This window comes from Bacteroides timonensis (assembly GCF_000513195.1).
Taxonomy (GTDB): domain Bacteria; phylum Bacteroidota; class Bacteroidia; order Bacteroidales; family Bacteroidaceae; genus Bacteroides; species Bacteroides timonensis.
Window position 1 is genome coordinate 1 of sequence record NZ_CBVI010000172.1, and the last position, 22,821, is coordinate 22,821.

A 22,821-nucleotide genomic window follows, 5' to 3' on the forward strand; every position below is an offset into this window, starting at 1 on the left:
CCATTATATAGCCAAAGACCCGAAACTGGCCGTAATGAATTTCATCAATGCTCTGGAACGTATTCCCGGCATGATAGAGAAACGGGAAAAGGACAATGCGGAGCTGTCAAAAGATATACCGGTCTTGAAACAGATAGTGGCAGCCTCATGGCCCAAAGAAGGAGAAATCAAACAGTTGGGTGAAGAACTTGCCGCATTGAACCGAAAGATACAACTCACGCTAAAGCCGGTTGGGCAGCATGAAAGTGAAGACGGTGAGGGGACGGAAATGAAGGAGCACAAACTTGTTAGTGGCAGTGATGTAACTGTGGATTTACCACGGCAGGCAAAACATGTTCCGTCCATGAAAATAGAAAACCCGGCAAGGGAATTGAAGAAAATATCCTAAAGTTTCCCGCGGCACATTGCTGTAACCCCGGAAGCTACGCAGGCTCCACTTCCGCAGGTTACAGCAAAGAGCCGCTTTTCAGGAAAGGACAAAGGCACGGCGGGCACCCGGATAAATCCGACCTTGCCCGCCGTGCCCTTGTCTGTAGAGGGAAACACTTACGTCATTCTTCTTCCTCAAAAGAAAGTTCTTCAACTTGTCTGTTTATGGTCTTGCAATCAATCGTATCTTTCAGATTGATTATATCCACAATCGAATAATGTCTTGTCCCGTTTTCTTCTTCGGCAAAACGCAGGCGGCCTCTCAAACGCTGCTTTTCTATTTCAGCAGGATCAAGGTTAATCAACTCGCACACTTCATCCGGCAACATGGACAATGCCACATCATTTTCCTGACAGATATGCTGCAATACAGCCAGCATATTCAATGACTTCTTATAACTTCTCACGAGTGCAGCGAAAGAACTGCTTTCAATCTTAATCATCTTTTTCATAACGCTTATTTTTTAGAGTTTTCTGTTTTTTCCAATAATACGGCACGCAGTACATCCGAACGGCGATAGTAGATTTTTCCCTTGTCTCTGTAGAAAGGTAATGTACCGTCGTTACGTCTTCTCAGCAATGTCCTGTCCGACATCTTTGTCAGCAGGCGCACGCCTTTCGAGTCCAGTATCTCACTATCCGGTATATTCTCAACCGAAGGAGAAAGCAGCTTCTCGATGTTATTCACTTTGGCAAGTATGGTGCTGAGCATATGGGTAACTCCGGCACCGGGAACAGTTCTTCTATTGTTCATAATGACCTTGTTTTTATCGTTTATGGTGCAATATTACGGAGTTGTGGTGAGGTCATTGGTTACTCAACCGTTGAGCAACCGCCAAAAAAAGACAGAAAACGCCAAATTGGGACAAAAAAATAGCCGGAGACACAGCTTCCGGCTATTCTAAATATGAAGATTATTAAAACGTTATAAGAATATTAGTTAATAATCTAAGGCTCAAATATATACGAAAATAAATAGCTGTTTATTTGCTTATATTTAAAACATTGGCTATCTTTGTATATGAGTTATTTGAAACTATGCAAAGCGGTGCAACCCGAAGCAGGACTTTCGTCTCTAAATCGTTACCCGCATCTTTTAAACTCTCTGTATTTTTCTAATTCTTAGAGAGTTAAATCAAAATACATTGTTTCTCTATGTGAAACTGCTTGTTTCAAAGCATGAAACAGTCTGTTTCAAGGCATGAAACTTGCAGTTCCAAGTGATGAAACTATTCTTCTCCATCGAGGTAGTAGGTTTTCGCCTTAGATATCCCTTTGCTGAGTATTGCTTATTTTTCTAGTTACTCGCAGCTTTGAAGCGTATTATGCAGTACAGAGATAAGCCCAAGTATAAATATGCATGAACATAAATCTGCCGTAATTGCATTTTTCTTTTCAATAATTTGCTCTTCTTGGATAAATAATGTAACTTTCGCTCAGATAAAACTGTTTTAGAAAGAAAAGCTTGGGGTATGAAAAGGTGGTGGTTATTAGGCATATTCGGATTATTGGTTGCTTTGCATGGGAGCGCCCAGCAAGTGATATATGCCAATTTGAAGGAACTGGTGGAAGATCGTGGCGACACACTCTCCACATTGAAGATAGAGAAGCGCTCCAAGAATCAGATTTTACTGATGGGAGGTGCTGACTATCGCGTCTCGGTAGATGACAATCCCGGTCTCTGCCGATATTTGAAATCCCGTTGTTATGCGGTGAGGGCTGACTCGGCGTTATACGTCAACTGTAAGAAAGTGCGTTATAAACGTTTCCGTTTCGGTGGTTGGTATGCCCCTGCCACTTGGATACAGGGGAAAATTTATTTCTACGCACAGCCTGTAGGTTCTGTGGCGGCAAGTACCACACAGCCTGCCGACGCTACGAAGCTGGGTGGAGATGTCGGTACGGCCATTGCCGCTTCGGGGCTGGTCAATGCGCGGGTTTATTATGAACTGAATCCGGAAACGGGTAAAGTGGAGTTCGTAGGAAAAGACAAAATGCTACAGCTACTAAAAAATGAGCCGGAACTTCTGAACGCCTTCTTACAGGAAAGCAGTGAAAGTGCGGAAGTTACAGGTAAATACTTACTACGCTTAAAATGACTAAATGATAAATAAATCCCGGTATCACTTGTTGATATCGGGATTTATTTCTATATTGCGGCATCTTACATAAGTAAACTGATGACGTTTTGTAACCTTTCATCCTGTATGTTATGGAAATAACCTTAAGTAACACATTGACCCCTTATCCCACTTTCGTAGAGGGTATCCGGAGGGCTCCCGACCGTGGCTTCACACTTTCGCCCGCACAAACTGCCACGGCGTTAAAGAACGCATTGCGCTATATCCCCAAAGAATTACACGAGACCCTCGCTCCGGAGTTTATGGAAGAACTTCGTACCCGCGGGCGTATCTATGGCTACCGATATCGTCCGCAAGGTGACCTCAAAGCGAAACCTATTGATGCCTACAAAGGAAATTGCATTGAAGGTAAGGCTTTTCAAGTGATGATTGACAATAATCTCTGCTTCGACATTGCTCTCTATCCTTATGAACTTGTCACTTATGGCGAAACGGGACAGGTCTGCCAAAACTGGATGCAGTATCGTCTCATTAAACAATATCTTGAAGTGCTGACTCAAGATCAGACACTCGTTATTGAAAGTGGACATCCGCTGGGATTATTCCGTTCTAAGCCCGATGCACCACGCGTGATTATTACGAATGCCATGATGGTAGGTCTTTACGATAATCAGAAGGATTGGCATGTGGCCATGCAAATGGGAGTTGCCAACTACGGTCAGATGACTGCTGGAGGCTGGATGTATATTGGTCCTCAAGGTATTGTTCATGGTACCTTCAATACTCTGCTGAATGCCGGACGTCTGAAACTCGGTATTCCTCAGAACGGTGATTTGCGCGGACACCTGTTTATTTCTTCCGGTTTGGGCGGCATGAGCGGTGCCCAGCCTAAGGCCGCAGAGATGTCGGGTGCGGCTTCCATTATAGCCGAGGTAGATATGTCACGCATTGAAACCCGGCATCGGCAAGGTTGGGTAGGGCACGTCACGGATTCTATTTCTGAAGCATTCTTGCTGGCGCATGAGGCGATGGACGGCAAGAAACCGATATCCATTGCTTATCATGGGAATATCGTTGACCTGCTGGAATATGCTGTAGACCAAAATATACATATAGACCTGCTTTCTGACCAGACTTCCTGCCATGCCGTTTACGAAGGCGGATACTGTCCGGTGGGAATTACTTTCGCCGAACGTACAAGTCTGTTGCATGAAGACCCGCAGAAATTCTGTGGACTGGTGAATGAATCGTTGGCACGCCATTTCCGGGCTATAAAAGCCCTTGTAGAGCAGGGTACCTATTTCTTCGATTATGGAAACTCCTTTATGAAAGCCGTTTATGATGCCGGAGTTCGTGAGATTGCAAAAGAAGAAGATGATAAGAATGGATTTATATTCCCCAGCTATGTAGAAGATATTATGGGGCCGGAACTTTTTGATTACGGCTACGGACCTTTCCGCTGGGTATGTCTCAGTGGTAAACATGAAGATTTGATAAAGACCGATCATGCGGCTATGGAATGTATTGATCCGAATCGTCGCGGTCAGGATCTGGATAACTACAATTGGATACGCGATGCGGAAAAGAATAATCTTGTGGTAGGTACACAGGCGCGTATTCTCTATCAGGATGCGGCAGGACGTATGAAGATAGCGTTGAAGTTCAACGAAATGGTACGCAATGGTGAAGTAGGGCCTATTATGTTGGGACGCGATCATCACGATGTGAGCGGTACGGACTCTCCTTTCCGCGAGACTTCTAATATAAAAGATGGAAGCAATGTCATGGCAGATATGGCCGTGCAATGCTTTGCCGGAAACTGTGCCCGGGGAATGAGCCTCGTAGCGCTGCACAATGGTGGTGGCGTGGGTATCGGAAAAGCGATAAATGGCGGCTTCGGTATGGTATGCGATGGTAGCGAGCGGGTGGATGAAATACTTCGTTCAGCTATGTTGTGGGACGTGATGGGCGGTGTGGCCCGGCGTTCATGGGCACGCAATGAACATGCTATGGAGACGAGTGAAGAGTTTAACCGGACACATGCCGACGGTTATCATATCACGATGCCCTATGTGGCTGATGACGAATTAGTAAATAAATACATATGATAAATGAAGAATTCTTCATTCTTAGTTCTTCATTCTTAATTAAAAAAGATTATGAATAAAATCATCGAATGTGTCCCCAACTTCAGCGAGGGACGTGACTTGCAGAAAATAGATCAAATCATATCCCCTTTCCGTGGTAAACAAGGTATAAAACTCCTGGATTACAGTAACGACGAAGACCACAACCGTCTGGTAGTAACCGTGGTAGGAGAACCGGAACCCCTTCGTGATGCCGTTCTCGAAGCTATCGGTATTGCTGTAAAACTTATCGACCTTAACCACCACACCGGGCAACATCCCCGTATGGGTGCCGTAGATGTAGTTCCTTTCATCCCCATCAAGAATGTGACGATGGAAGAAGCTATCGCTCTTTCCAAAGAAGTAGGTGCAGAGGTGGGCAAACGCTATAATCTTCCTGTTTTTCTCTATGAGAAATCCGCATCCGCTCCGCATCGTGAAAATCTTGCTGCCGTGCGTAAAGGTGAGTTCGAAGGTATGGCAGAAAAGATAAAGCTACCCGAATGGCAGCCCGACTTTGGTCCTGCCGAACGCCATGTCACTGCCGGAACCGTTGCTATCGGTGCCCGTATGCCGTTGGTAGCCTACAATATCAACCTGAATACACCTAATTTGGATATCGCACATGATATTGCCAAGAAGATTCGTTTCATTGGCGGTGGCCTGCGTTATTGCAAAGCAATGGGAGTAGAGTTGAAAGACCGGGGCATTACTCAGGTTTCCATCAATATGACAGACTATACCCGTACCGCCCTTTACCGCGCTTTTGAACTGACCCGTGTAGAAGCACGTCGTTATGGAGTCAGCATCGTGGGGAGTGAGATTATCGGCCTTGTTCCGATGGAGGCGCTCATTGATACAGCTTCTTATTATCTTGGTTTAGAGAATTTCTCTATGCAACAAGTGCTTGAGGCGAGGATTATGGAAGAATAATAATAGAACACAAATTACGCAAATTACACAAATAAAGTTTTAAAATATGACTGAGAACCTGATAATTTTCAATGCCCGCGTTGTAACACCCATCGGCTTTTCCGCCCGTTGTGGCAAAGAGATGGGTGAACTATGCATCATTGATAATGCTACAATAGAAGTAACCGACGGTATCATTTCCTATGTCGGCCCTTCCCGGGGTGAGATGCGTGACGGATATTATCAACGCTACTGGCACTACAATGCCCGTGGCAAATGCCTGTTACCCGGCTTCGTCGATTCGCATACCCACTTTGTATTTGGTGGCGAACGTGCCGAAGAATTTTCCTGGCGACTGAAAGGAGAAAGCTATATGTCTATTATGGAGCGTGGTGGTGGCATTGTAAGCACTGTAAAGGCCACCCGCGAATGTAGTTTTATTCAACTCCGCTCCAAAGCCGAAGGTTTTTTGAAGCAAATGAGTAATATGGGTGTTACTACCGTAGAAGGCAAGAGCGGCTACGGGCTGGATAAGGAAACGGAGCTTCTGCAACTCAAAGTCATGCGTAGCCTGAATAATGACGAGCATAAGCGGGTAGATATTGTATCCACTTTTCTGGGTGCGCATGCCGTACCCGAGGAATATAAGGGACGTACGGACGAATACCTTGATTTCATTATCAGTGATGTTCTGCCTTGCGTTGTCAAGAATGAACTGGCCGAGTTTTGTGATGTCTTCTGCGAACAAGGCGTTTTCTCCGTCGAGCAATCCCGCCGTTTGTTGCAAGCTGCCAAGGAATATGGTCTGGGCTTGAAACTCCATGCCGATGAAATCGTTCCGCTGGGTGGTGCCGAACTGGCTGCCGAGCTTTCGGCTGTTTCTGCAGATCATCTGTTGCATGCATCCGATACAGGTATCCGCGCTATGCGGGATGCCGGAACCGTTGCAACTTTACTCCCTCTTACAGCTTTTGCCCTGAAAGAACCTTATGCACGCGGTCGTGAAATGATTGATTCCGGTTGTGCCGTAGCCCTTGCCACAGATCTCAATCCAGGCAGTTGTTTCTCCGGTTCCATTCCGTTGACTTTTGCTCTGGCATGCATCTATATGCATCTTACTATTGAAGAAGCTATCACCGCCCTCACCTTGAACGGGGCTGCTGCCTTGAACCGGGCGGACAGTATCGGTAGCATCGAAGTAGGCAAGAAGGGAGATTTTGTAGTGCTGAATTCCGATAATTACCATTTCCTGCCTTACTATGTCGGTATGAATTGTGTAAATACCACCATCAAAGAAGGAGTGATTTATCCTGTATTGTAAAACCTTTAAAGAAAAATACCATGTTAGTTGATTTAGCAGTAAAAGAATTCTTGAATAAAGTGGCGGGCAGTGATCCCGTCCCCGGTGGCGGAAGCATTGCTGCCCTGAACGGTGCCGTAGCTTCGGCACTTGCCGCTATGGTTGCCAACCTTACCATCGGCAAGAAGAATTACGAAGAACACGAGGAACTTATGAACCATATTGCTTCTCTCGCACTGAGAGAGAAAGACGTATTCATAGCTGATATAGATCGTGACTCGGAAGCCTATGATGCCGTATTTGCCTGCTTCAAAATGCCCAAGGCTACCGATGAAGAAAAAGCTGCCCGTAGTGCTGCCATTCAGGAAGCTACTAAATATGCCGCTCTAGTCCCCATGCAAGTAGCTCGTAATGCCCACGAGCTGATGTCGGTAATTGCCGATGTTGCCCGTTTGGGAAACCGTAATGCAGTGACTGATGCTTGTGTGGCCATGATGTCCGCCCGTACAGCTGTATTGGGTGCCTTGCTGAATGTTCGCATCAACCTAGGTTCCATCAAAGACAAAACCTTTGCAGATGAACTCCAAAGAGAAGCCGATGTACTGGAACGTCTGGCTTGTGACCGTGAGAAAGAAGTATTGGATGTTGTTAATCAAGAATTACGAGTATGAAAAATGTCTATCATGTAGGGTCCGGTGAACTCACATTCGACATCATCGAACGAATTATCAACGAGAATCTGAAACTGGAACTGGCTCCCGAAGCCAAAGAACGGATACAGAAATGCCGCGACTACCTTGATCATAAGATAGCCGAGTCCGAAGAACCTTTGTACGGTATCACCACAGGCTTCGGTTCCCTGTGTAGCAAAAATATATCCCCTGATGAACTGGGCACCTTGCAGGAAAACCTGATAAAGAGTCATGCTTGCAGCGTCGGTGAAGAAATACGCCCCGTCATCGTCAAGCTAATGATGTTGCTGAAAGCCCATGCCCTTTCTCTGGGACATAGCGGTGTGCAAGTCATTACCGTACAGCGTATCCTCGATTTCTTCAACAACGATGTGATGCCCATTGTCTACGACCGCGGTTCGCTCGGTGCATCCGGTGATCTGGCTCCTCTTGCCAATCTCTTCCTGCCGCTTATCGGTGTGGGCGATGTTTATTATAAAGGTAAGAAGCGCGAAGCTATCAATGTCCTCGATGAGTTCGGTTGGGAACCGGTGAAACTTATGAGTAAAGAAGGTCTTGCCCTGCTCAACGGTACGCAGTTTATGAGTGCTAATGGTGTGTTTGCCATTCTGAAAGCCTTCCGCCTCTCCAAGAAAGCTGATCTTATTGCTGCTCTCTCCCTCGAAGCTTTCGATGGGCGTATTGATCCTTTTATGGATTGTATCCAGCAAATTCGTCCGCACCGGGGACAAATTGAGACAGGCGATAATTTCCGTAAACTCCTGGAAGGCAGTGAAATCATTGCTCAATACAAAGCCCATGTGCAAGACCCGTATTCTTTCCGCTGCATCCCCCAAGTGCATGGTGCAACGAAAGATGCCATTCGTTATGTCTCTTCTGTCTTGCTGACCGAAATTAATTCCGTAACGGATAATCCTACTATTTTTCCCGATGAAGACCGTATCATCTCCGGTGGAAACTTCCACGGCCAGCCACTTGCCATTTCTTATGACTTCCTGGGCATTGCCCTTGCCGAATTAGGTAACATTTCCGAGCGACGGGTGGCACAGCTTATCATGGGACTGCGCGGTCTGCCTGAATTTCTGGTAGCCAATCCCGGTTTGAACTCAGGTTTTATGATACCACAATATGCTGCTGCTTCCATGGTCAGTCAGAATAAGATGTATTGCTATGCTGCCAGCAGTGATTCCATTGTTTCCTCCAACGGACAGGAAGATCATGTCAGCATGGGAGCTAATGCAGCTACCAAACTGTACCGTATCATGGATAATCTGGAACACATTCTCTCCATCGAACTGATGAATGCCGCCCAAGGCATCGGGTTCCGTCGTCCTCTGAAAACCTCTCCCGCTTTGGAACGCTTCCTGAATGAATATCGCAAAGAAGTCCCTTTTATTAAAGACGACATTGTCATGTACAAGGAAATTCATAAGACAGTGGCGTTTCTGAACCGGACGAAGTTTGATTATTGATATTCTTCCCAATAAATCTGCCGGAAGCATAATAAATATTAATATCGTTTATCTTTCAAAGGAAACTCAATTGGCGGATTGAGTTTTCTTTCTATATTTGCCCAGTTTTATTCCGAAAGTGGACATTCTTCTACTTGAAATCTAAAAAATTAAAGAGAAAATTGAAATGAAAACGGGCGACAATATGAGAGAACACCCTCAAAGATTAGAATTGCGGGAGCGTATCATCGATACTGCTCTGAATTCTTTTGCTACTCACGGTATCAAGAGTATTACGATGGATGACATTGCTGCGGCACTGGGCATATCCAAACGTACTTTATATGAAGTTTTTTCTGATAAAGAAACCTTACTGATGGAATGTCTCCTGAAAGCTCAGCGTGAGGGAGACGCTTACGTGAAAGATGTCTATGAAAAGGCTTCGAATGTATTGGAAGTTTTGTTAAAACTCTACCAGCGGAGTATTGAGAAGTTTCACAATACTAATAAAAAGTTTTTTGAAGACATCAAGAAATACCCCAAAGTCTATGCAGAATTGATGAAGCGTCGCAACCGCGATTCTGAGGAAACGATTGCCTTCTTTAAGCTGGGTATACAGCAGGGATATTTCCGCGATGACGTAAATTTTACGATTGTAAACCTGTTAGTACGCGAACAGCTCGACTTGCTGATGAATACGGATCTTTGCAAAGACCATTCTTTCCTGGAAGTATATGAATCTATCATGTTCACCTATCTTCGGGGAATATCAACAGAAAAAGGCGCTCGCAAACTGGAAGAATTTATCCGGGAATATCGTAAGGATCGACAGTCCAATACGGAATAAAAGAATAATCCTAATAAACATACAGATTGATTTTTATGGACAGACAACTATTTTTGGTAAGCAAGAAAATGATGTTGACTGTGGTCCTTTTATTGGCTATAGGCCATATACGGGCACAGGAGACGACAGAAACCCTAACCTTGACCCTCGACAAAGCACTGGAAATCGCACTTAGTGATAATCCTACGATAAAGGTTGCCGAAGAGGAAATAGCCCTGAAAAAAGTGGCTAACAAGGAGACCTGGCAGAGTTTGTTGCCGGAAGCCAGTATTGGTGGAACATGGAACCATACAATTACGGCGGCTCAAATGAATCTCGGCGGCCAGTCTTTTAAAATGGGTCAGGACGATTCGAATACAGTAAGCGGAACCTTGAATATCAGCTTACCGTTATTTGCCCCTTCAGTCTACAAAGCAATGTCTATGACGAAAACCGACATAGAATTGGCAGTAGAAAAATCACGTGCTTCTAAGCAGGATCTGGTAAATCAGGTTACGAAGGCGTATTACCAGTTGATGCTGGCACAAGACTCTTATGAAGTTTTGCAGAAGAGTTATAAATTGGCAGAAGACAATTATAACGTGGTTAATGCGAAATACCAGCAGGGAGCTGTCAGCGAATTCGATAAGATTAGCGCTGAAGTACAGATGCGTAGTGTGAAGCCGAATGTGATTTCAGCGGGAAATGCTGTTACTTTATCCAAGCTTCAGCTGAAAGTGCTGATGGGAATAACGGAAGAATTCGATCTCAAGATTGCTGATAATCTGGCTAATTATGAGACAGATTTGTTTGCTAACCAGTTGAATGAGCTGAATGAGGGCTTGGTGAACAATACCACAATGAAGCAATTCGACCTGAACATGAAGATGCTCAATCAGAATCTGAAATCCCTGAAGACAAACTTTATGCCGACATTGGGAATGAATTATTCTTATCAATACCAGTCATTGTATAATAATAACTGGAATGTGTTCGACTATAATTGGGGTGGAAGTTCAGCTTTGGTATTTACCCTGAATATTCCTCTTTATAAGGCCAGTAACTTTACGAAACTGAAAACCGCACGAATTCAGATCAACCAGTTGAAGGAAAACCGCACGGATACTGAGCGTAAACTGAATATGCAGATTACCAGTTACCAGAATAACATGGCGGCAAGTTCCGAACAGGTGGTAAGTAATAAAGAGAACGTAATGCAGGCTCAGAAAGCAGTGGAAATAGCCGGTAAGCGCTACGAAGTAGGTAAAGGTACGGTGTTGGAACTGAACAGTTCTCAAGTATCGTTAACCCAGGCTGAACTGACTTACAACCAATCTATTTATGACTATCTGGTATCTAAGGCTGACCTTGACCAGGTTTTGGGTCGCGACTATTCAATTAAATAAGTAAAAAAGAAAAATCACAACGATATGAAAAAAAGTGTTCAATTGATCGCCCTGGTGGCCGTTGCTCTGCTGAGCTCATGCGGCGGCGGAGAGAAAGACAAGGCTGCAACTGAAAAGGTAGATGAAAAACCGAGAGTAAAATTGGCTGCTGTAATGGCACGTCCTGTAGACCAGATTCAGGAATATACCGCTACTGTCCAGGCAGAAGTGAAAAATAATATCGCTCCTTCTTCCCCGGTGCGTATCGATCAGATATTTGTGGAAGTGGGTGACCGTGTATCTAAAGGTCAGAAATTGGTGCAGATGGATGCTGCCAACCTGAAACAAGCTAAGTTCCGTTTGGACAATCAGGAAATAGAGTTCAAGCGTACCGACGAATTATATAAGGTGGGCGGTACTTCCAAATCAGAATGGGATGCTGCTAAAATGGCATTGGACGTACAGAAGACAACGTATAAGAATCTGTTGGAAAATACTGCGTTGCTCAGCCCCATCAATGGTGTGGTGACGGCTCGTAATTACGATAACGGCGATATGTACAGTGGAGGTGATCCGGTATTGGTAGTAGAGCAAATCACTCCGGTGAAACTGATGATCAACGTTTCCGAAGGCTACTTTACGAAAGTAAAGAAGGGCTCTCCCGTAGCTGTTAAGGTAGACGTGTATGGTGATGAAGAGTTTGAAGGAACGATAAATCTGGTTTATCCGACCATTGATTCGAATACCCGTACTTTCCCTGTTGAAGTGCGTTTAACTAACCGTGACCTGAAAGTCCGTCCGGGTATGTTTGCACGTGTAACACTGAACTTCGGAACACAGGAGCACGTAGTTGTGCCCGATTTGGCTATTGTGAAACGTGCCGGTTCCGGCGACCGCTATGTATATGTATATAAGGACGGAAAAGTTTCTTATAACAAAGTTGAACTGGGACGTCGTATGGATACGGAATATGAGTTGATTTCCGGTGTGGATAACAATTCACAGGTGGTCGTAGCAGGACAGTCCAAGTTGGCTGATGGCGTAGAAGTAGAAGTCGAGAAATAATTATAAATGAAGAATTAAGAATTAAGAATTAAGAATTTGGCTGTGCTGTGAAAGTACGCCGCCAGGTAATTCTTCATTCTTCATTCTTAATTCTTAATTAAAAAAGACAATATGAGTTTATACGAAGGAGCGGTTAAAAAACCGATTATGACCTCGCTCTGCTTTTTGGCAGTAGCGATATTTGGTCTGTTCTCTTTGTCAAAATTACCGGTGGACCTTTACCCGGATATCGAGACCAACACCATTATGGTGATGACTTCCTATGCGGGAGCCAGTGCGTCGGATATTGAGAACAATGTGACCCGTCCGTTAGAAAATACGCTGAATTCTGTCAGCAACCTGAAACATATTACTTCCAGATCTTCAGAGAATATTTCTGTGATAACATTGGAGTTCGAATATGGATATGATATTGACGTGCTGACGAATGATGTGCGTGATAAACTGGATATGGTAAGCTCTCAGCTTCCCGATGAAGTGGAGACACCTATTATCTTTAAGTTCAGTACGGACATGATTCCTATCCTGCTGCTTTCCGTTCAGGCGGAAGAGAGTCAGCCGGCACTTTATAAAATATTGGACGACAACATCGTAAATCCGCTGGCTCGTGTGCCGGGTGTGGGTACGGTGTCTATTTCCGGTGCACCCAAGCGTGAGGTAAATGTTTATTGTGACCCTAACAAGTTGGATGCTTATAATCTTTCAGTGGAGACCATCAGTTCCATCATCAGTGCTGAAAACCGCAATACACCGGGTGGTACCTTCGATGTGGGAAACAATACCTATTCACTCCGTGTAGAGGGAGAGTTCAAGGACCCCAAGGAGATGGAGAATATCGTAGTAGGTACGCACAATGGAGCTTCCGTTTATTTGCGCGATGTGGCAACAGTGGTAGACTCTGTGGAAGAACGTGCGCAGAAGACGTATAGTAATGGTGTACAAGGTGCTATGATTGTGGTACAGAAGCAATCCGGTGCCAATTCTGTGGCTATTTCGCAAAAAGTAATTGATATGCTGCCACAGTTGCAGAAATCGTTACCGAGTGACGTGAAACTGGGCATCATTGTCAATACTTCCGATAACATTCTGAATACCATCGACAGTTTGGAAGAGACTATCATGTACGCTATGTTGTTCGTAATCCTGGTAGTGTTTGTATTCTTGGGACGTTGGCGTGCTACGGTTATTATCTGTATCACTATTCCGATGTCATTGGTAGCCTCATTTATCTATTTGGGTATTATAGACGGCGGTTCGTTGAATATTATTTCGCTCTCTTGTCTTTCCATTGCTATCGGTAATGTGGTGGACGATGCTATTGTAGTGCTTGAGAATGTGACGACCCATATTGAACGAGGGTCCGAGCCGAAGCAGGCAGCGGTTCATGCCACGAATGAGGTGGCCATCTCCGTTATTGCCTCTACGCTGACCATGATTGCGGTATTCTTCCCGCTGACTATGGTGAGCGGTATGTCCGGTGTATTGTTCCGCCAGTTGGGTTGGATGATGTGTGTGATCATGACTGTTTCTACTATTTCGGCTTTGTCATTTACACCGATGATGTGTGCGCAGCTCCTGCGTTTGCAGAAGAAGCAGAGCAAGATGTTCATCGCTTTCTATAAGCCGATTCAGCGCGGGCTCGATGCTCTTGATGTGTGGTATCAGAATCGTCTGAACTGGGCAGTGCGTCATCGTATAACTATTATGATTGGTTGTGCCACTTTCTTTGTGGCAAGTTTGTTCTGTGCCAAGTATATTGGTACGGAGTTCTTTCCGGCGGCTGATAATAGCCGTATCGGTGTGAACTTGCAACTTCCCATCGGTGCCCGTGTAGAGCGTGCGCAAGCGCTGGCTTCGGAACTGACGGAAAAGTGGATGAAACGCTACGAAGGTGTGATGAAAGTTTGTAACTATACTGTAGGACAGGCTGATTCGGATAATACTTTTGCTTCCATGCAGGACAATGGTAGTCATATTATCAGCTTTAACATCAGTTTGGTGAGTCCGGGCGACCGTAAAGTCAAGTTGGAAACGGTCTGTGATGAGATGCGTGAAGACTTGAAGGCCTATCCCGAGTTGGATAAGGCACAGGTAATTTTGGGTGGTAGTACCGGTGGTATGAGTGCCCAGGCCAGTGCCGACTTTGAAGTATATGGTTATGATTTTACCGCTACGGATAAAGTCTCGGCCGAACTGAAGGAGAAACTGCTGAATGTAAAAGGTGTGAGTGAAGTAAACATCAGCCGTCAGGATTATCAACCTGAATATCAGGTAGACTTCGACCGTGAGAAACTGGCATTGCATGGACTGAATCTGTCGACCGCTTCCGGTTATCTTCGTAACCGCGTGAACGGAGCCTTAGCTTCTTATTATCGTGAGGACGGTGACGAGTACGACATCCGGGTGCGTTATGGTCCTGAGTTCCGTACGAAGATTGAAGACTTGGAGAACATCCTTATTTATACGCCTTCCGGTGAAGGTATCCGTGTGAAGGACCTTGGTAAAGTAGTTGAGCGTTCGGCTCCTCCTACTATCGAGCGTAAGGACCGTGAACGTATTGTGACGGTATCTGCCGTTATTTCCGGAGTTCCGTTGGGCGACGTGGTAGCTGATGGTAATGCTATTATTGAGAAAATGGACTTGCCGAGCGGCATTTCTATCCAGATTTCGGGTTCATACGAAGACCAGCAGGATTCATTCTCCGACTTAGGTACACTGGCTGTGCTGATTATTATTCTGGTATTCATAGTGATGGCAGCCCAGTTCGAGTCTCTGACATATCCGTTCATTATCATGTTCTCCATCCCGTTTGCATTCAGCGGTGTGTTGATGGCCCTCTTCTTTACGGGCACTAACCTGAACGTAATGAGTTTGCTGGGTGGAATCATGTTGATCGGTATTGTGGTGAAGAACGGTATTGTGCTGATTGACTATATTACGCTCTGTCGTGAGCGTGGTATGGCAGTACTCCATTCTGTGGTTACGGCAGGCCGCAGCCGTCTGCGTCCGGTGTTGATGACCACGCTGACCACTATTCTTGGTATGGTGCCGATGGCTGTAGGCCAGGGCGAAGGTGCCGAGATGTGGCGTCCGCTGGGTGTAGCCGTAATCGGTGGTCTGACGGTATCTACCATCTTGACGCTGATTCTGGTTCCCGTACTTTATTGCTCGTTTGCCGGTATCGGTATCAAGCGTAACCGTCGCAAGATCAAGAAAGACCGTGAACTGAACGATTACTATCAGGCTCATAAAGAGAAGATGACGAAACCCAGAAAACAGTGATAATAATTATGAATTATGAGTTATGAATTATGAATTGCCGTGTGGCATTCATCGTTTTCTGACTCATAATTCATAATTCATAACTTATAATTCATAATTAATCAACATGAAATCCGTATTTATAACATTCGACCAGGCGTTCTTTGAGCGCATCATGGCGTTACTCGATCGTCAGGGATGCCGTGGATTCAGCTATTTTCAGCAGGTACAGGGACGTGGCAGTAAGACGGGCGAACCGCATTACGGTAGCCATGCATGGCCCAGCATGTGTTCCGCCATCATAACCGTAGTGGAGGATGCAAAAGTAGACCCGCTGCTCGATGCGCTTCGCTGGATAGACGAGGAAACCCCGCAACTCGGACTCCGGGCATTCGTCTGGAACATTGAGAAGACGATATAGAAAGAGCGCGCTTCTCTCTTATAAGGGAGAACACTTCTCTCTTACAAGGGAGCGCGCTTCTCCCTTACTACCGAGCGCATCGCTCGCTAAAATGCTGAGAGAGGGAAATCTTACAAAACGTGAAGATTTCCCTTTCTTTTTATGTCTTTTCTCTATCTTTGCAAATCCTTTATGGACAACATGGAAAAGAATTATCTGAAATATACTTGCATTTGGGCATTGATTATATTGGCGGGCTTGTCACTGATGTACTTCCTGCCCGGTTTTACGGTAGGTGAACACGTGATGAGGCGTGTCGACTTGCTGGGTGACGTGCGTACTCAGAAAGATATTGCGGAAGAACCGGACAGTTTGCTTCCGCCTCCGCCGAAGGTGAAACCGGCTTTTGTGGATACCTGCCGTGCGGGTATGACGTGCATTGAAGACTACAGCGACTCCACTCTGCGCGGCATGACACCTTTTTACCGGGCTTTGGATGAATTGGCGCAACGCCCCCGCCGGGTACGTATTGCCGTTTTCGGAGATTCCTTCATTGAAGCGGATATTCTTACTGCAGATTTGCGCAATATGTTGCAGGATAAATATGGTGGTTGCGGAGTAGGTTTTGTTACCATTACTTCTATGACCAGCGGATTCCGCCCTACCGTGCGCCACTCGTTTGGCGGTTGGCAAAGCCATTCTGTAATGGATTCTACTTTCTTTGATCGCAAAAAGCAAGGTATTTCCGGACATTACTTTGTTCCCCGTCCCGGTGCTTATGTGGAACTGAAGGGACAGAATAAATATGCTTCCCATCTGGATACCTGTGAACAAGCTTCTATCTTCTTTTATAGTAAAGGAGAAGTCACCCTTTCTGTGAATGTCAACCGGAACGAAAAGCAAACCCGTACTTTTCTGGCTACAGATGATTTGCAGGAAATGCAAGTGGATGGAAACATCGGTTCTGTCCGTTGGACGGTTGATGAGGCGGATTCTACCTTATTCTATGGTTTGGCTATGGATGGTAAAAAAGGAATTATCCTGGATAATTTCTCTTTGCGCGGCAGTTCGGGCTTATCCTTGCGTTCTATTCCTGTGTGGATGATGCACGAATTTAATGAGCAGCGTCCTTACGATCTGATTATCCTGCAATACGGATTGAACGTTGCTACTGAACGTGGGCGGAATTATGACAAATACATTGCAGGTATGCAGACTACTATTGATCATTTGAAGGATGCATTTCCACAAGCAGGTATCTTGATAGTCAGCGTAGGTGACCGGGATTATAAGACGGAAGATGGTACTCTACGCACAATGCCCGGCATTAAAAATCTGGTGCGTTACCAACAAAATCTGGCGGCAGATAACGACATTGCTTTCTGGAATATGTTCGAAGCAATGGGAGGAGAGGGAAGCATGGCGAATCTGGTACATGCCAAGCCTTCTTTGGCGAATTATGACTATACGCATATTAATTTCCGGGGAGGTAAGCACCTGGCAGGCCTACTTTATGAAGCGCTTGTGTATGGAAAGGAACAGTACGACAGGAGGAGGGCTTATGAAGCGGAATAATATGATTGAGATCGGATTAGAAGTCTTAAAGAAATATTCTTTAGACGCGGATGACGCAGATAACGCGGATTTAAGATTTAGGAATCCGTGTCATCCGCGTCATCTGCGTCTGAAAAATGTCTTTATTACAGCCCTTGTCCTTCTGTGTTTTTCTCCTCTTCATGCCCAGGACCCTATTCCATCCTGTCCTCTGATTAGCAAAGTCACAGCAAATTGTGACACACTTCGTTCCTATTCCCAGCGTACGGATACTGTTGCCGTTCCTCAAATAGCTTTTCCTTCCGGCTTTCAGCAACTTGGTGAAAATGAGTTGACGGATAGCCTTGGCATCCTCAATCCTTTTTGGGAAAAGTTACGTCTGTTACATGCCGGCTTTTCTACGGATACCATCCGTATCGTACATATCGGTGACAGCCATATCCGTGGACGTATCTTGCCCCGTACCACCGGAACGATGCTGACAGAAACTTTTGGTGCTATCTCTTATACTGATATGGGTATCAATGGCGCTTTTTGTACCACTTTTACCCGTCCCGACCGTATTTCTGATATTGCCGCCCTGCATCCCGACCTGGTTATACTTTCTTTCGGAACGAACGAAAGCCATAACCGACGTTATAACACCCAGTTGCACTATCGACAAATGGATGAACTGGTGCGTATGCTTCGCGACAGTCTGCCCAATGTACCCTTACTGATGACAACTCCTCCCGGCTCCTACGACAGTTTCCGGAAAAGTCGTCGTCGCCGCACCTATTCCATTAATCCTCGTACTGCTATTGCTGTAGAAACCATGCGTCGCTTTGCTGATGATAATGGCCTAGCCGTGTGGGATATGTACGAAGCGGTGGGAGGGAGACAGCGTGCTTGTCTGAATTGGCAGGAAGCAAAATTGATGCGTCCGGACCATGTACATTATCTTCCCGAAGGATATGTGCTGCAAGGTGAATTGTTTTATCAAGCTCTTTTAAAAGCCTATAATGATTATGTGGGATATTGACTTTAACCGTCTGCGAGACGTATTCGTTTATGACCCGCAAGCGCCGATGATATTCAGTAGCGGCATTTTCTTGTGGTTGTTTGCAGCATTTATACTGGTTTATCTGCTGTTGCAACGCCGTCTGACTGCACGCTTGTTGTTTGTTACCGCATTCTCCTATTATTTTTATTATAAAAGTAGCGGAACTTACTTTTTCCTGCTGGCACTTGTCACGGTAAGCGATTTTTTTATTGCTCGTTTTATGGCAGGTACTTCCGTAGGCTGGAAACGTAAGGCAAGTGTTGTGCTTAGCCTTGCTATTAATCTTGGTTTGCTTGCATACTTCAAATATACTAATTTTCTGGGAGATGTCTTCGCTTCGCTGGTAGGCGGTACGTTTCATCATTACGATATATTCCTCCCTGTGGGCATTTCTTTCTTTACTTTCCAGTCACTTAGCTATACCATTGATGTTTATCGCAAAGATATAACCCCTCTTACTAATTTGCTGGATTATGCTTTTTACGTATCCTTCTTCCCACAATTGGTGGCAGGTCCTATTGTACGTGCCCGTGACTTTATCCCACAGATACGCCGTCCTTTGTTCGTATCCCATGAGATGTTCGGAAGGGGGATATTCTTGATTGCAAGCGGTTTGTTCAAGAAAGCGATTATTTCGGATTATATCAGTGTGAACTTTGTAGAACGTATTTTTGATAATCCTACGCTCTATTCTGGAGTAGAGAATCTGATGGGTGTTTATGGATATGCCTTGCAAATCTATTGCGACTTTTCCGGATACAGTGATATGGCTATCGGAATAGCCTTGTTGTTAGGTTTTCATTTTAATAAGAACTTTGACTCTCCTTATAAGTCTGCTTCCATTACAGAGTTTTGGAGGCGATGGCACATTTCGCTTTCCAGTTGGCTGAAAGATTATCTCTATATATCTTTAGGTGGAAACCGGAAAGGAAAAATCCGCCAGTATGCCAATCTTATCATTACCATGTTTTTGGGTGGTTTGTGGCATGGCGCTTCCTGGAATTTTGTTGTTTGGGGATTGTTCCATGGTATTGCTTTGGCGGCACATAAATTATGGATGACATTGACCGGAAGAAAGAAAGGAGAAGAAAGCCACGGCATCCGCCGTTTCTTCGGTATACTGATCACATTCCACTTTGTTTGTTTCTGCTGGATATTCTTCCGCAATGCGGACTTTTCCACTTCATTGGATATGATCAAACAGATCTGTACCACTTTCCGTCCGCAACTTTTCCCGCAACTGATTGCAGGCTATTGGGAAGTGTTTGCACTGATGGCATTGGGTTTCTTTCTGCATTTCTGCCCTGATCGTTGGGAGAACGCTTGCTGTAAAACAGTAACCCGCCTTCCCCTTATAGGAAAGGCGGTTCTGATGCTTGCTTTAATTTACTTGGTAATCCAGATGAAGAGTACGGAGATTCAGCCTTTCATTTACTTCCAGTTCTAAAATTTCTCCTCTCCCTTCATTGGGAGAGGTTTCTAATCCACCTCTATTTCGTCAATGAACATATAAGCAGCTTTTCCTTCGCCTGCATGTCCTTTCGGCAGGGCAGGGCTACACTTGATAACAACTTTCACATACCGTGCTTTTACCGGATCAAAAGTTATCTCATAGTTTTCCACACCTTTCTTATCAATATTTGTTTCAGCAGGAATATCCTTAACGGCTACTTCGCGGAACTCTTTGTTATCGTCAGATACAGAGACTACCAACCCTGTACTTCCCATAATCCAGGCACTCATATCGACAATGGCGTTCGTAGCTACCCGTTTGATTTTTGTTTCCTGTCCCAGGTCGATGATGGCTTCCACATCACCACCTACAAAACCTAACCAGGCTCCGGTGGCATAGCTATCGTTTCCCTTCATACCGTCTACCAAAGTGATGGCACCTCCGAATTTATATTTTTCCGAAGGCTGGAAGGTCAGTTCGATAGGGCAATATGTAGCCTTATTGAAAGAAATCTTTTTATTCACCACTTTGCTCTTTCCTTCCGGGCGGATAACCACTGCCTGGAAATCTGCTGTTTCAGTAATGGCAACAGGTTCTGTGTATTTCAATGAAGCTGTAGTCGGTTCGGTCCCATCTAATGTATAATAAATAGGAGCGTCATCAATAGTACTCAATGTAACTACTACCGCTTTCTTGGCAACATCCGGTGTGAAGTCGACCTTCAGATCGAATACATGCTTGGCATAGTTGAAACCATCTCTTTGATAGAACTTCATCAGGCGGGCCAGACGTTTAGTGAAATCTTTGAAATCCTTCTTTTCGGGCTGTGTCCATTGTACTTCGGCAAGGGCAGCCATACGGGGCAATACCATGTATTCCACGTGTTCTGTGGTAGTTATGTACTCTGTCCATAAGTTGGCTTGGGCACCAATAATATGTTTTTTCTGTTCTTCATTCAGATCGAAAGTAGGATCCAGACTATACACCTTTTCTATGGGTACATATCCACCGATACCCAGCGGTTCATCCTTGGTGTCTGCCGTCTGATAATAATCGAAATAGCAATAGGTATTGGGTGTCATAATTACATCATGTCCCATTTGTGCAGCTTTTATACCTCCGGATGCTCCGCGCCATGACATTACTGTTGCATTGGGTGCTACATCTCCTTCCAGAATTTCGTCCCAGCCGATAATCCGGCGTCCCTTGCTGTTCAGGAACTTCTCGATACGTGTCATGCAATAACTTTGCAGGCGGTCTTCTGCCGTATGGTTTTTATCCGCTTTCAGCCCTTCCGCTTTGATGCGCGCCTGACATTTCGGACATTCTTTCCATCGGTCACGTGGAGCTTCATCGCCACCGATATGTACATATTCTGATGGGAATATTTCGATGATTTCACTCATTACGTCTTCCAGGAATTGCATGGTTTTATCATTACCGATGCAGAGTACGTCTTCAAATACGCCCCAACGAGGACATACTTCATATGGACCGCCTGTACACCCCATTTCCGGATAAGCTGCTAATGCGGCAAGCATATGTCCCGGCAAGTCTACTTCCGGAATTATCGTGATGTAACGTTCCTGCGCATACTTCACGATTTCTTTAGCTTCTTCCTGTGTATAGAAACCACCATACGGCGTATTGTCATACTCTTGTGTGTTTCTTCCGATTACCGTGCGACTGCGCTGAGAACCTATTTCCGTAAGTTTCGGATATTTTTTAATCTCAATACGCCAGCCCTGGTCTTCCGTCAGGTGCCAGTGGAAAGTATTCATATTGTGCAGTGCCAGCAAGTCTATATATTTCTTTATAAACTCTTTGGGGAAGAAGTGGCGTCCTACGTCAAGGTGCATGCCACGATAACTGAAGCGCGGTTCGTCCTTAATTTCACCTGCCGGTATCAGGATGGTTGCTCCTTTGGCTTCGGCGGGAATGGATTTGCGTAAAGTCTGGATGCCATAGAACACTCCGTTTTCGGTTTGTCCGTTGATGCTGATACCTTCGGGGGTGGTAGTCAGCACATAGCCTTCCTTGTTTGCAATGCCCGGGTCGAGTCCCAGTACAATTGCATTTTTCACTTGTTCTCCTGCTGCGATGGCCTTTGTTTTCGGTGCATAGTTCGTGGATTGTTGGATGTACTCCGACAGGAACTCAGCATTGCGTTGCAATAAGGCATTGTTTTCCGGATAAGCGATGAGAACATTTTCGTTCAGTTTGAACGGATTTCCCTGGGTTAAACTTACCTCTTGGGGGAGAGGTATCACTTGGTAGTTAGCTTCTTTCTCCGCGGTGCACGAAGCGCATGCCAAGGCGAGAGCACCTGCAAGAAGTGCGTGGTTAAGTTTTCTCATGGTGTTAGTATTTAATTGATTCGTGTACAAAGTTATCAAATAAATGCTAAAAAACTATGCTAACCGGGCACATTGTTTTGTTTTCTTACAGTGCAAGAGGATTTTGTTCACGTTACGACTGATTTTAAGTGTTTTATTACTCTAAATTATCTCATTGTACTTTGTTTATAACGGAAAAAAAAGGAGGAAAAAGAGTGATAAGGCAGTAAGGTGATAGGGTGATAAAGTGGCTGCGCTATATATCACAGAGCGTTATCCCGCTATCACTTTATCACTCTACCACCCTATCACATTTAGTTCATATCCCAAAAGAAACGAATATAATTACTGGTCATCAGTTCGTCTCCTTTCTCTTGTTTTGTTTTCATTTCAACAAAGGTAACATGAACATGTTGAATGTTAAAATGCCGGGTACGGATTTATTTTAAGCGCCCGTTCACTTTTCTTTTTTTGCTTTCAAATAAAAGTTGAGCTCATTTTACTCTCA

Annotated in this window: 17 protein-coding genes and 1 pseudogene; 15 read left to right on the plus strand and 3 right to left on the minus strand. The window is 45.0% G+C overall.

Annotated features, from left to right (window positions below; translation table 11 throughout):
- Positions 1-388: pseudogene (locus BN161_RS26965) on the plus strand (hypothetical protein); the annotation flags it as partial.
- A 163-nt stretch (positions 389-551) separates the two neighbouring features.
- Here the strand turns inward: BN161_RS26965 and BN161_RS26970 are convergent.
- Complete coding sequence (locus tag BN161_RS26970) at positions 552-881, minus strand: hypothetical protein (RefSeq protein ID WP_044272193.1); 330 nt, start codon at positions 879-881, stop codon at positions 552-554.
- Between the two features lie 5 nt (positions 882-886).
- Positions 887-1,183 (minus strand): MerR family transcriptional regulator, encoded by a 297-nt coding sequence (locus BN161_RS26975; RefSeq protein WP_044272195.1) that lies wholly within the window; start codon positions 1,181-1,183, stop codon positions 887-889.
- 718 nt (positions 1,184-1,901) lie between these two features.
- Between BN161_RS26975 and BN161_RS26980 the strand changes: the two genes are divergently transcribed.
- The 14 genes from BN161_RS26980 to BN161_RS27045 all read left to right on the plus strand — a co-directional run bounded on the left by BN161_RS26980 (position 1,902) and on the right by BN161_RS27045 (position 19,971).
- Positions 1,902-2,528, plus strand: a complete 627-nt coding sequence (locus BN161_RS26980; protein WP_007212098.1) for a DUF6563 family protein — start codon at positions 1,902-1,904, stop codon at positions 2,526-2,528.
- A 113-nt stretch (positions 2,529-2,641) separates the two neighbouring features.
- Positions 2,642-4,618 (plus strand): urocanate hydratase, encoded by a 1,977-nt coding sequence (locus tag BN161_RS26985; protein WP_044272197.1) that lies wholly within the window; start codon positions 2,642-2,644, stop codon positions 4,616-4,618.
- A 51-nt stretch (positions 4,619-4,669) separates the two neighbouring features.
- The gene (gene ftcD / locus BN161_RS26990) at positions 4,670-5,569 is read left to right on the plus strand and encodes a glutamate formimidoyltransferase (RefSeq protein WP_044272199.1); all 900 of its coding nucleotides are present in this window, start codon (positions 4,670-4,672) and stop codon (positions 5,567-5,569) included.
- Between the two features lie 46 nt (positions 5,570-5,615).
- Positions 5,616-6,869, plus strand: a complete 1,254-nt coding sequence (gene hutI / locus BN161_RS26995; protein ID WP_044272201.1) for an imidazolonepropionase — start codon at positions 5,616-5,618, stop codon at positions 6,867-6,869.
- A gap of 20 nt (positions 6,870-6,889) precedes the next feature.
- Positions 6,890-7,519 carry a cyclodeaminase/cyclohydrolase family protein gene (locus BN161_RS27000; RefSeq protein ID WP_044272203.1) on the plus strand — a complete coding sequence of 210 codons (630 nt, stop codon included), beginning with the start codon at positions 6,890-6,892 and terminating at the stop codon, positions 7,517-7,519.
- Positions 7,516-9,012 (plus strand): histidine ammonia-lyase, encoded by a 1,497-nt coding sequence (gene hutH / locus BN161_RS27005; protein ID WP_044272205.1) that lies wholly within the window; start codon positions 7,516-7,518, stop codon positions 9,010-9,012. Before BN161_RS27000 ends, hutH begins: the two co-directional genes overlap by 4 nt.
- 166 nt (positions 9,013-9,178) lie before the next feature.
- Positions 9,179-9,838 (plus strand): TetR/AcrR family transcriptional regulator, encoded by a 660-nt coding sequence (locus BN161_RS27010; protein WP_044272207.1) that lies wholly within the window; start codon positions 9,179-9,181, stop codon positions 9,836-9,838.
- 35 nt (positions 9,839-9,873) lie between these two features.
- Positions 9,874-11,223: a TolC family protein gene (locus BN161_RS27015; protein WP_044272209.1), complete on the plus strand. Its 1,350-nt coding sequence runs from the start codon at positions 9,874-9,876 to the stop codon at positions 11,221-11,223.
- A gap of 24 nt (positions 11,224-11,247) precedes the next feature.
- A complete protein-coding gene (locus BN161_RS27020) occupies positions 11,248-12,267 on the plus strand; it encodes an efflux RND transporter periplasmic adaptor subunit (RefSeq protein ID WP_044272211.1) in 1,020 nt (339 codons plus the stop codon).
- A gap of 111 nt (positions 12,268-12,378) precedes the next feature.
- Positions 12,379-15,549 (plus strand): efflux RND transporter permease subunit, encoded by a 3,171-nt coding sequence (locus tag BN161_RS27025; RefSeq protein WP_044272213.1) that lies wholly within the window; start codon positions 12,379-12,381, stop codon positions 15,547-15,549.
- A 106-nt stretch (positions 15,550-15,655) separates the two neighbouring features.
- Positions 15,656-15,949 (plus strand): PG0541 family transporter-associated protein, encoded by a 294-nt coding sequence (locus BN161_RS27030; protein ID WP_044272214.1) that lies wholly within the window; start codon positions 15,656-15,658, stop codon positions 15,947-15,949.
- A gap of 180 nt (positions 15,950-16,129) precedes the next feature.
- Positions 16,130-17,503, plus strand: coding sequence for an SGNH/GDSL hydrolase family protein (locus BN161_RS27035; protein ID WP_044272219.1), 1,374 nt, complete (start codon positions 16,130-16,132; stop codon positions 17,501-17,503).
- Positions 17,457-18,503 (plus strand): SGNH/GDSL hydrolase family protein, encoded by a 1,047-nt coding sequence (locus BN161_RS27040; protein WP_244436634.1) that lies wholly within the window; start codon positions 17,457-17,459, stop codon positions 18,501-18,503. Before BN161_RS27035 ends, BN161_RS27040 begins: the two co-directional genes overlap by 47 nt.
- The gene (locus BN161_RS27045; RefSeq protein ID WP_044272216.1) at positions 18,484-19,971 is read left to right on the plus strand and encodes an MBOAT family O-acyltransferase; all 1,488 of its coding nucleotides are present in this window, start codon (positions 18,484-18,486) and stop codon (positions 19,969-19,971) included. The genes BN161_RS27040 and BN161_RS27045 overlap by 20 nt, the downstream gene beginning before the upstream one ends.
- A 32-nt stretch (positions 19,972-20,003) precedes the next feature.
- Here BN161_RS27045 and BN161_RS27050 read toward each other — a convergent pair whose 3' ends face one another.
- The gene (locus BN161_RS27050) at positions 20,004-22,334 is read right to left on the minus strand and encodes a glycoside hydrolase family 20 protein (protein WP_044272217.1); all 2,331 of its coding nucleotides are present in this window, start codon (positions 22,332-22,334) and stop codon (positions 20,004-20,006) included.
- Positions 22,335-22,821 lie beyond the last annotated feature (487 nt).

What these genes read in the sequence shown, in the direction of transcription:
- BN161_RS26970 (WP_044272193.1), bottom strand. Translation starts at nt 881, where the DNA reads ATGAAAAAGATGATTAAGATTGAAAGCAGTTCTTTCGCTGCACTCGTG.
- BN161_RS26975 (WP_044272195.1), bottom strand. Translation starts at nt 1,183, where the DNA reads ATGAACAATAGAAGAACTGTTCCCGGTGCCGGAGTTACCCATATGCTC.
- BN161_RS26980 (WP_007212098.1), top strand. Translation starts at nt 1,902, where the DNA reads ATGAAAAGGTGGTGGTTATTAGGCATATTCGGATTATTGGTTGCTTTG.
- BN161_RS26985 (WP_044272197.1), top strand. Translation starts at nt 2,642, where the DNA reads ATGGAAATAACCTTAAGTAACACATTGACCCCTTATCCCACTTTCGTA.
- ftcD (WP_044272199.1), top strand. Translation starts at nt 4,670, where the DNA reads ATGAATAAAATCATCGAATGTGTCCCCAACTTCAGCGAGGGACGTGAC.
- hutI (WP_044272201.1), top strand. Translation starts at nt 5,616, where the DNA reads ATGACTGAGAACCTGATAATTTTCAATGCCCGCGTTGTAACACCCATC.
- BN161_RS27000 (WP_044272203.1), top strand. Translation starts at nt 6,890, where the DNA reads ATGTTAGTTGATTTAGCAGTAAAAGAATTCTTGAATAAAGTGGCGGGC.
- hutH (WP_044272205.1), top strand. Translation starts at nt 7,516, where the DNA reads ATGAAAAATGTCTATCATGTAGGGTCCGGTGAACTCACATTCGACATC.
- BN161_RS27010 (WP_044272207.1), top strand. Translation starts at nt 9,179, where the DNA reads ATGAAAACGGGCGACAATATGAGAGAACACCCTCAAAGATTAGAATTG.
- BN161_RS27015 (WP_044272209.1), top strand. Translation starts at nt 9,874, where the DNA reads ATGGACAGACAACTATTTTTGGTAAGCAAGAAAATGATGTTGACTGTG.
- BN161_RS27020 (WP_044272211.1), top strand. Translation starts at nt 11,248, where the DNA reads ATGAAAAAAAGTGTTCAATTGATCGCCCTGGTGGCCGTTGCTCTGCTG.
- BN161_RS27025 (WP_044272213.1), top strand. Translation starts at nt 12,379, where the DNA reads ATGAGTTTATACGAAGGAGCGGTTAAAAAACCGATTATGACCTCGCTC.
- BN161_RS27030 (WP_044272214.1), top strand. Translation starts at nt 15,656, where the DNA reads ATGAAATCCGTATTTATAACATTCGACCAGGCGTTCTTTGAGCGCATC.
- BN161_RS27035 (WP_044272219.1), top strand. Translation starts at nt 16,130, where the DNA reads ATGGAAAAGAATTATCTGAAATATACTTGCATTTGGGCATTGATTATA.
- BN161_RS27040 (WP_244436634.1), top strand. Translation starts at nt 17,457, where the DNA reads ATGGAAAGGAACAGTACGACAGGAGGAGGGCTTATGAAGCGGAATAAT.
- BN161_RS27045 (WP_044272216.1), top strand. Translation starts at nt 18,484, where the DNA reads ATGATTATGTGGGATATTGACTTTAACCGTCTGCGAGACGTATTCGTT.
- BN161_RS27050 (WP_044272217.1), bottom strand. Translation starts at nt 22,334, where the DNA reads ATGAGAAAACTTAACCACGCACTTCTTGCAGGTGCTCTCGCCTTGGCA.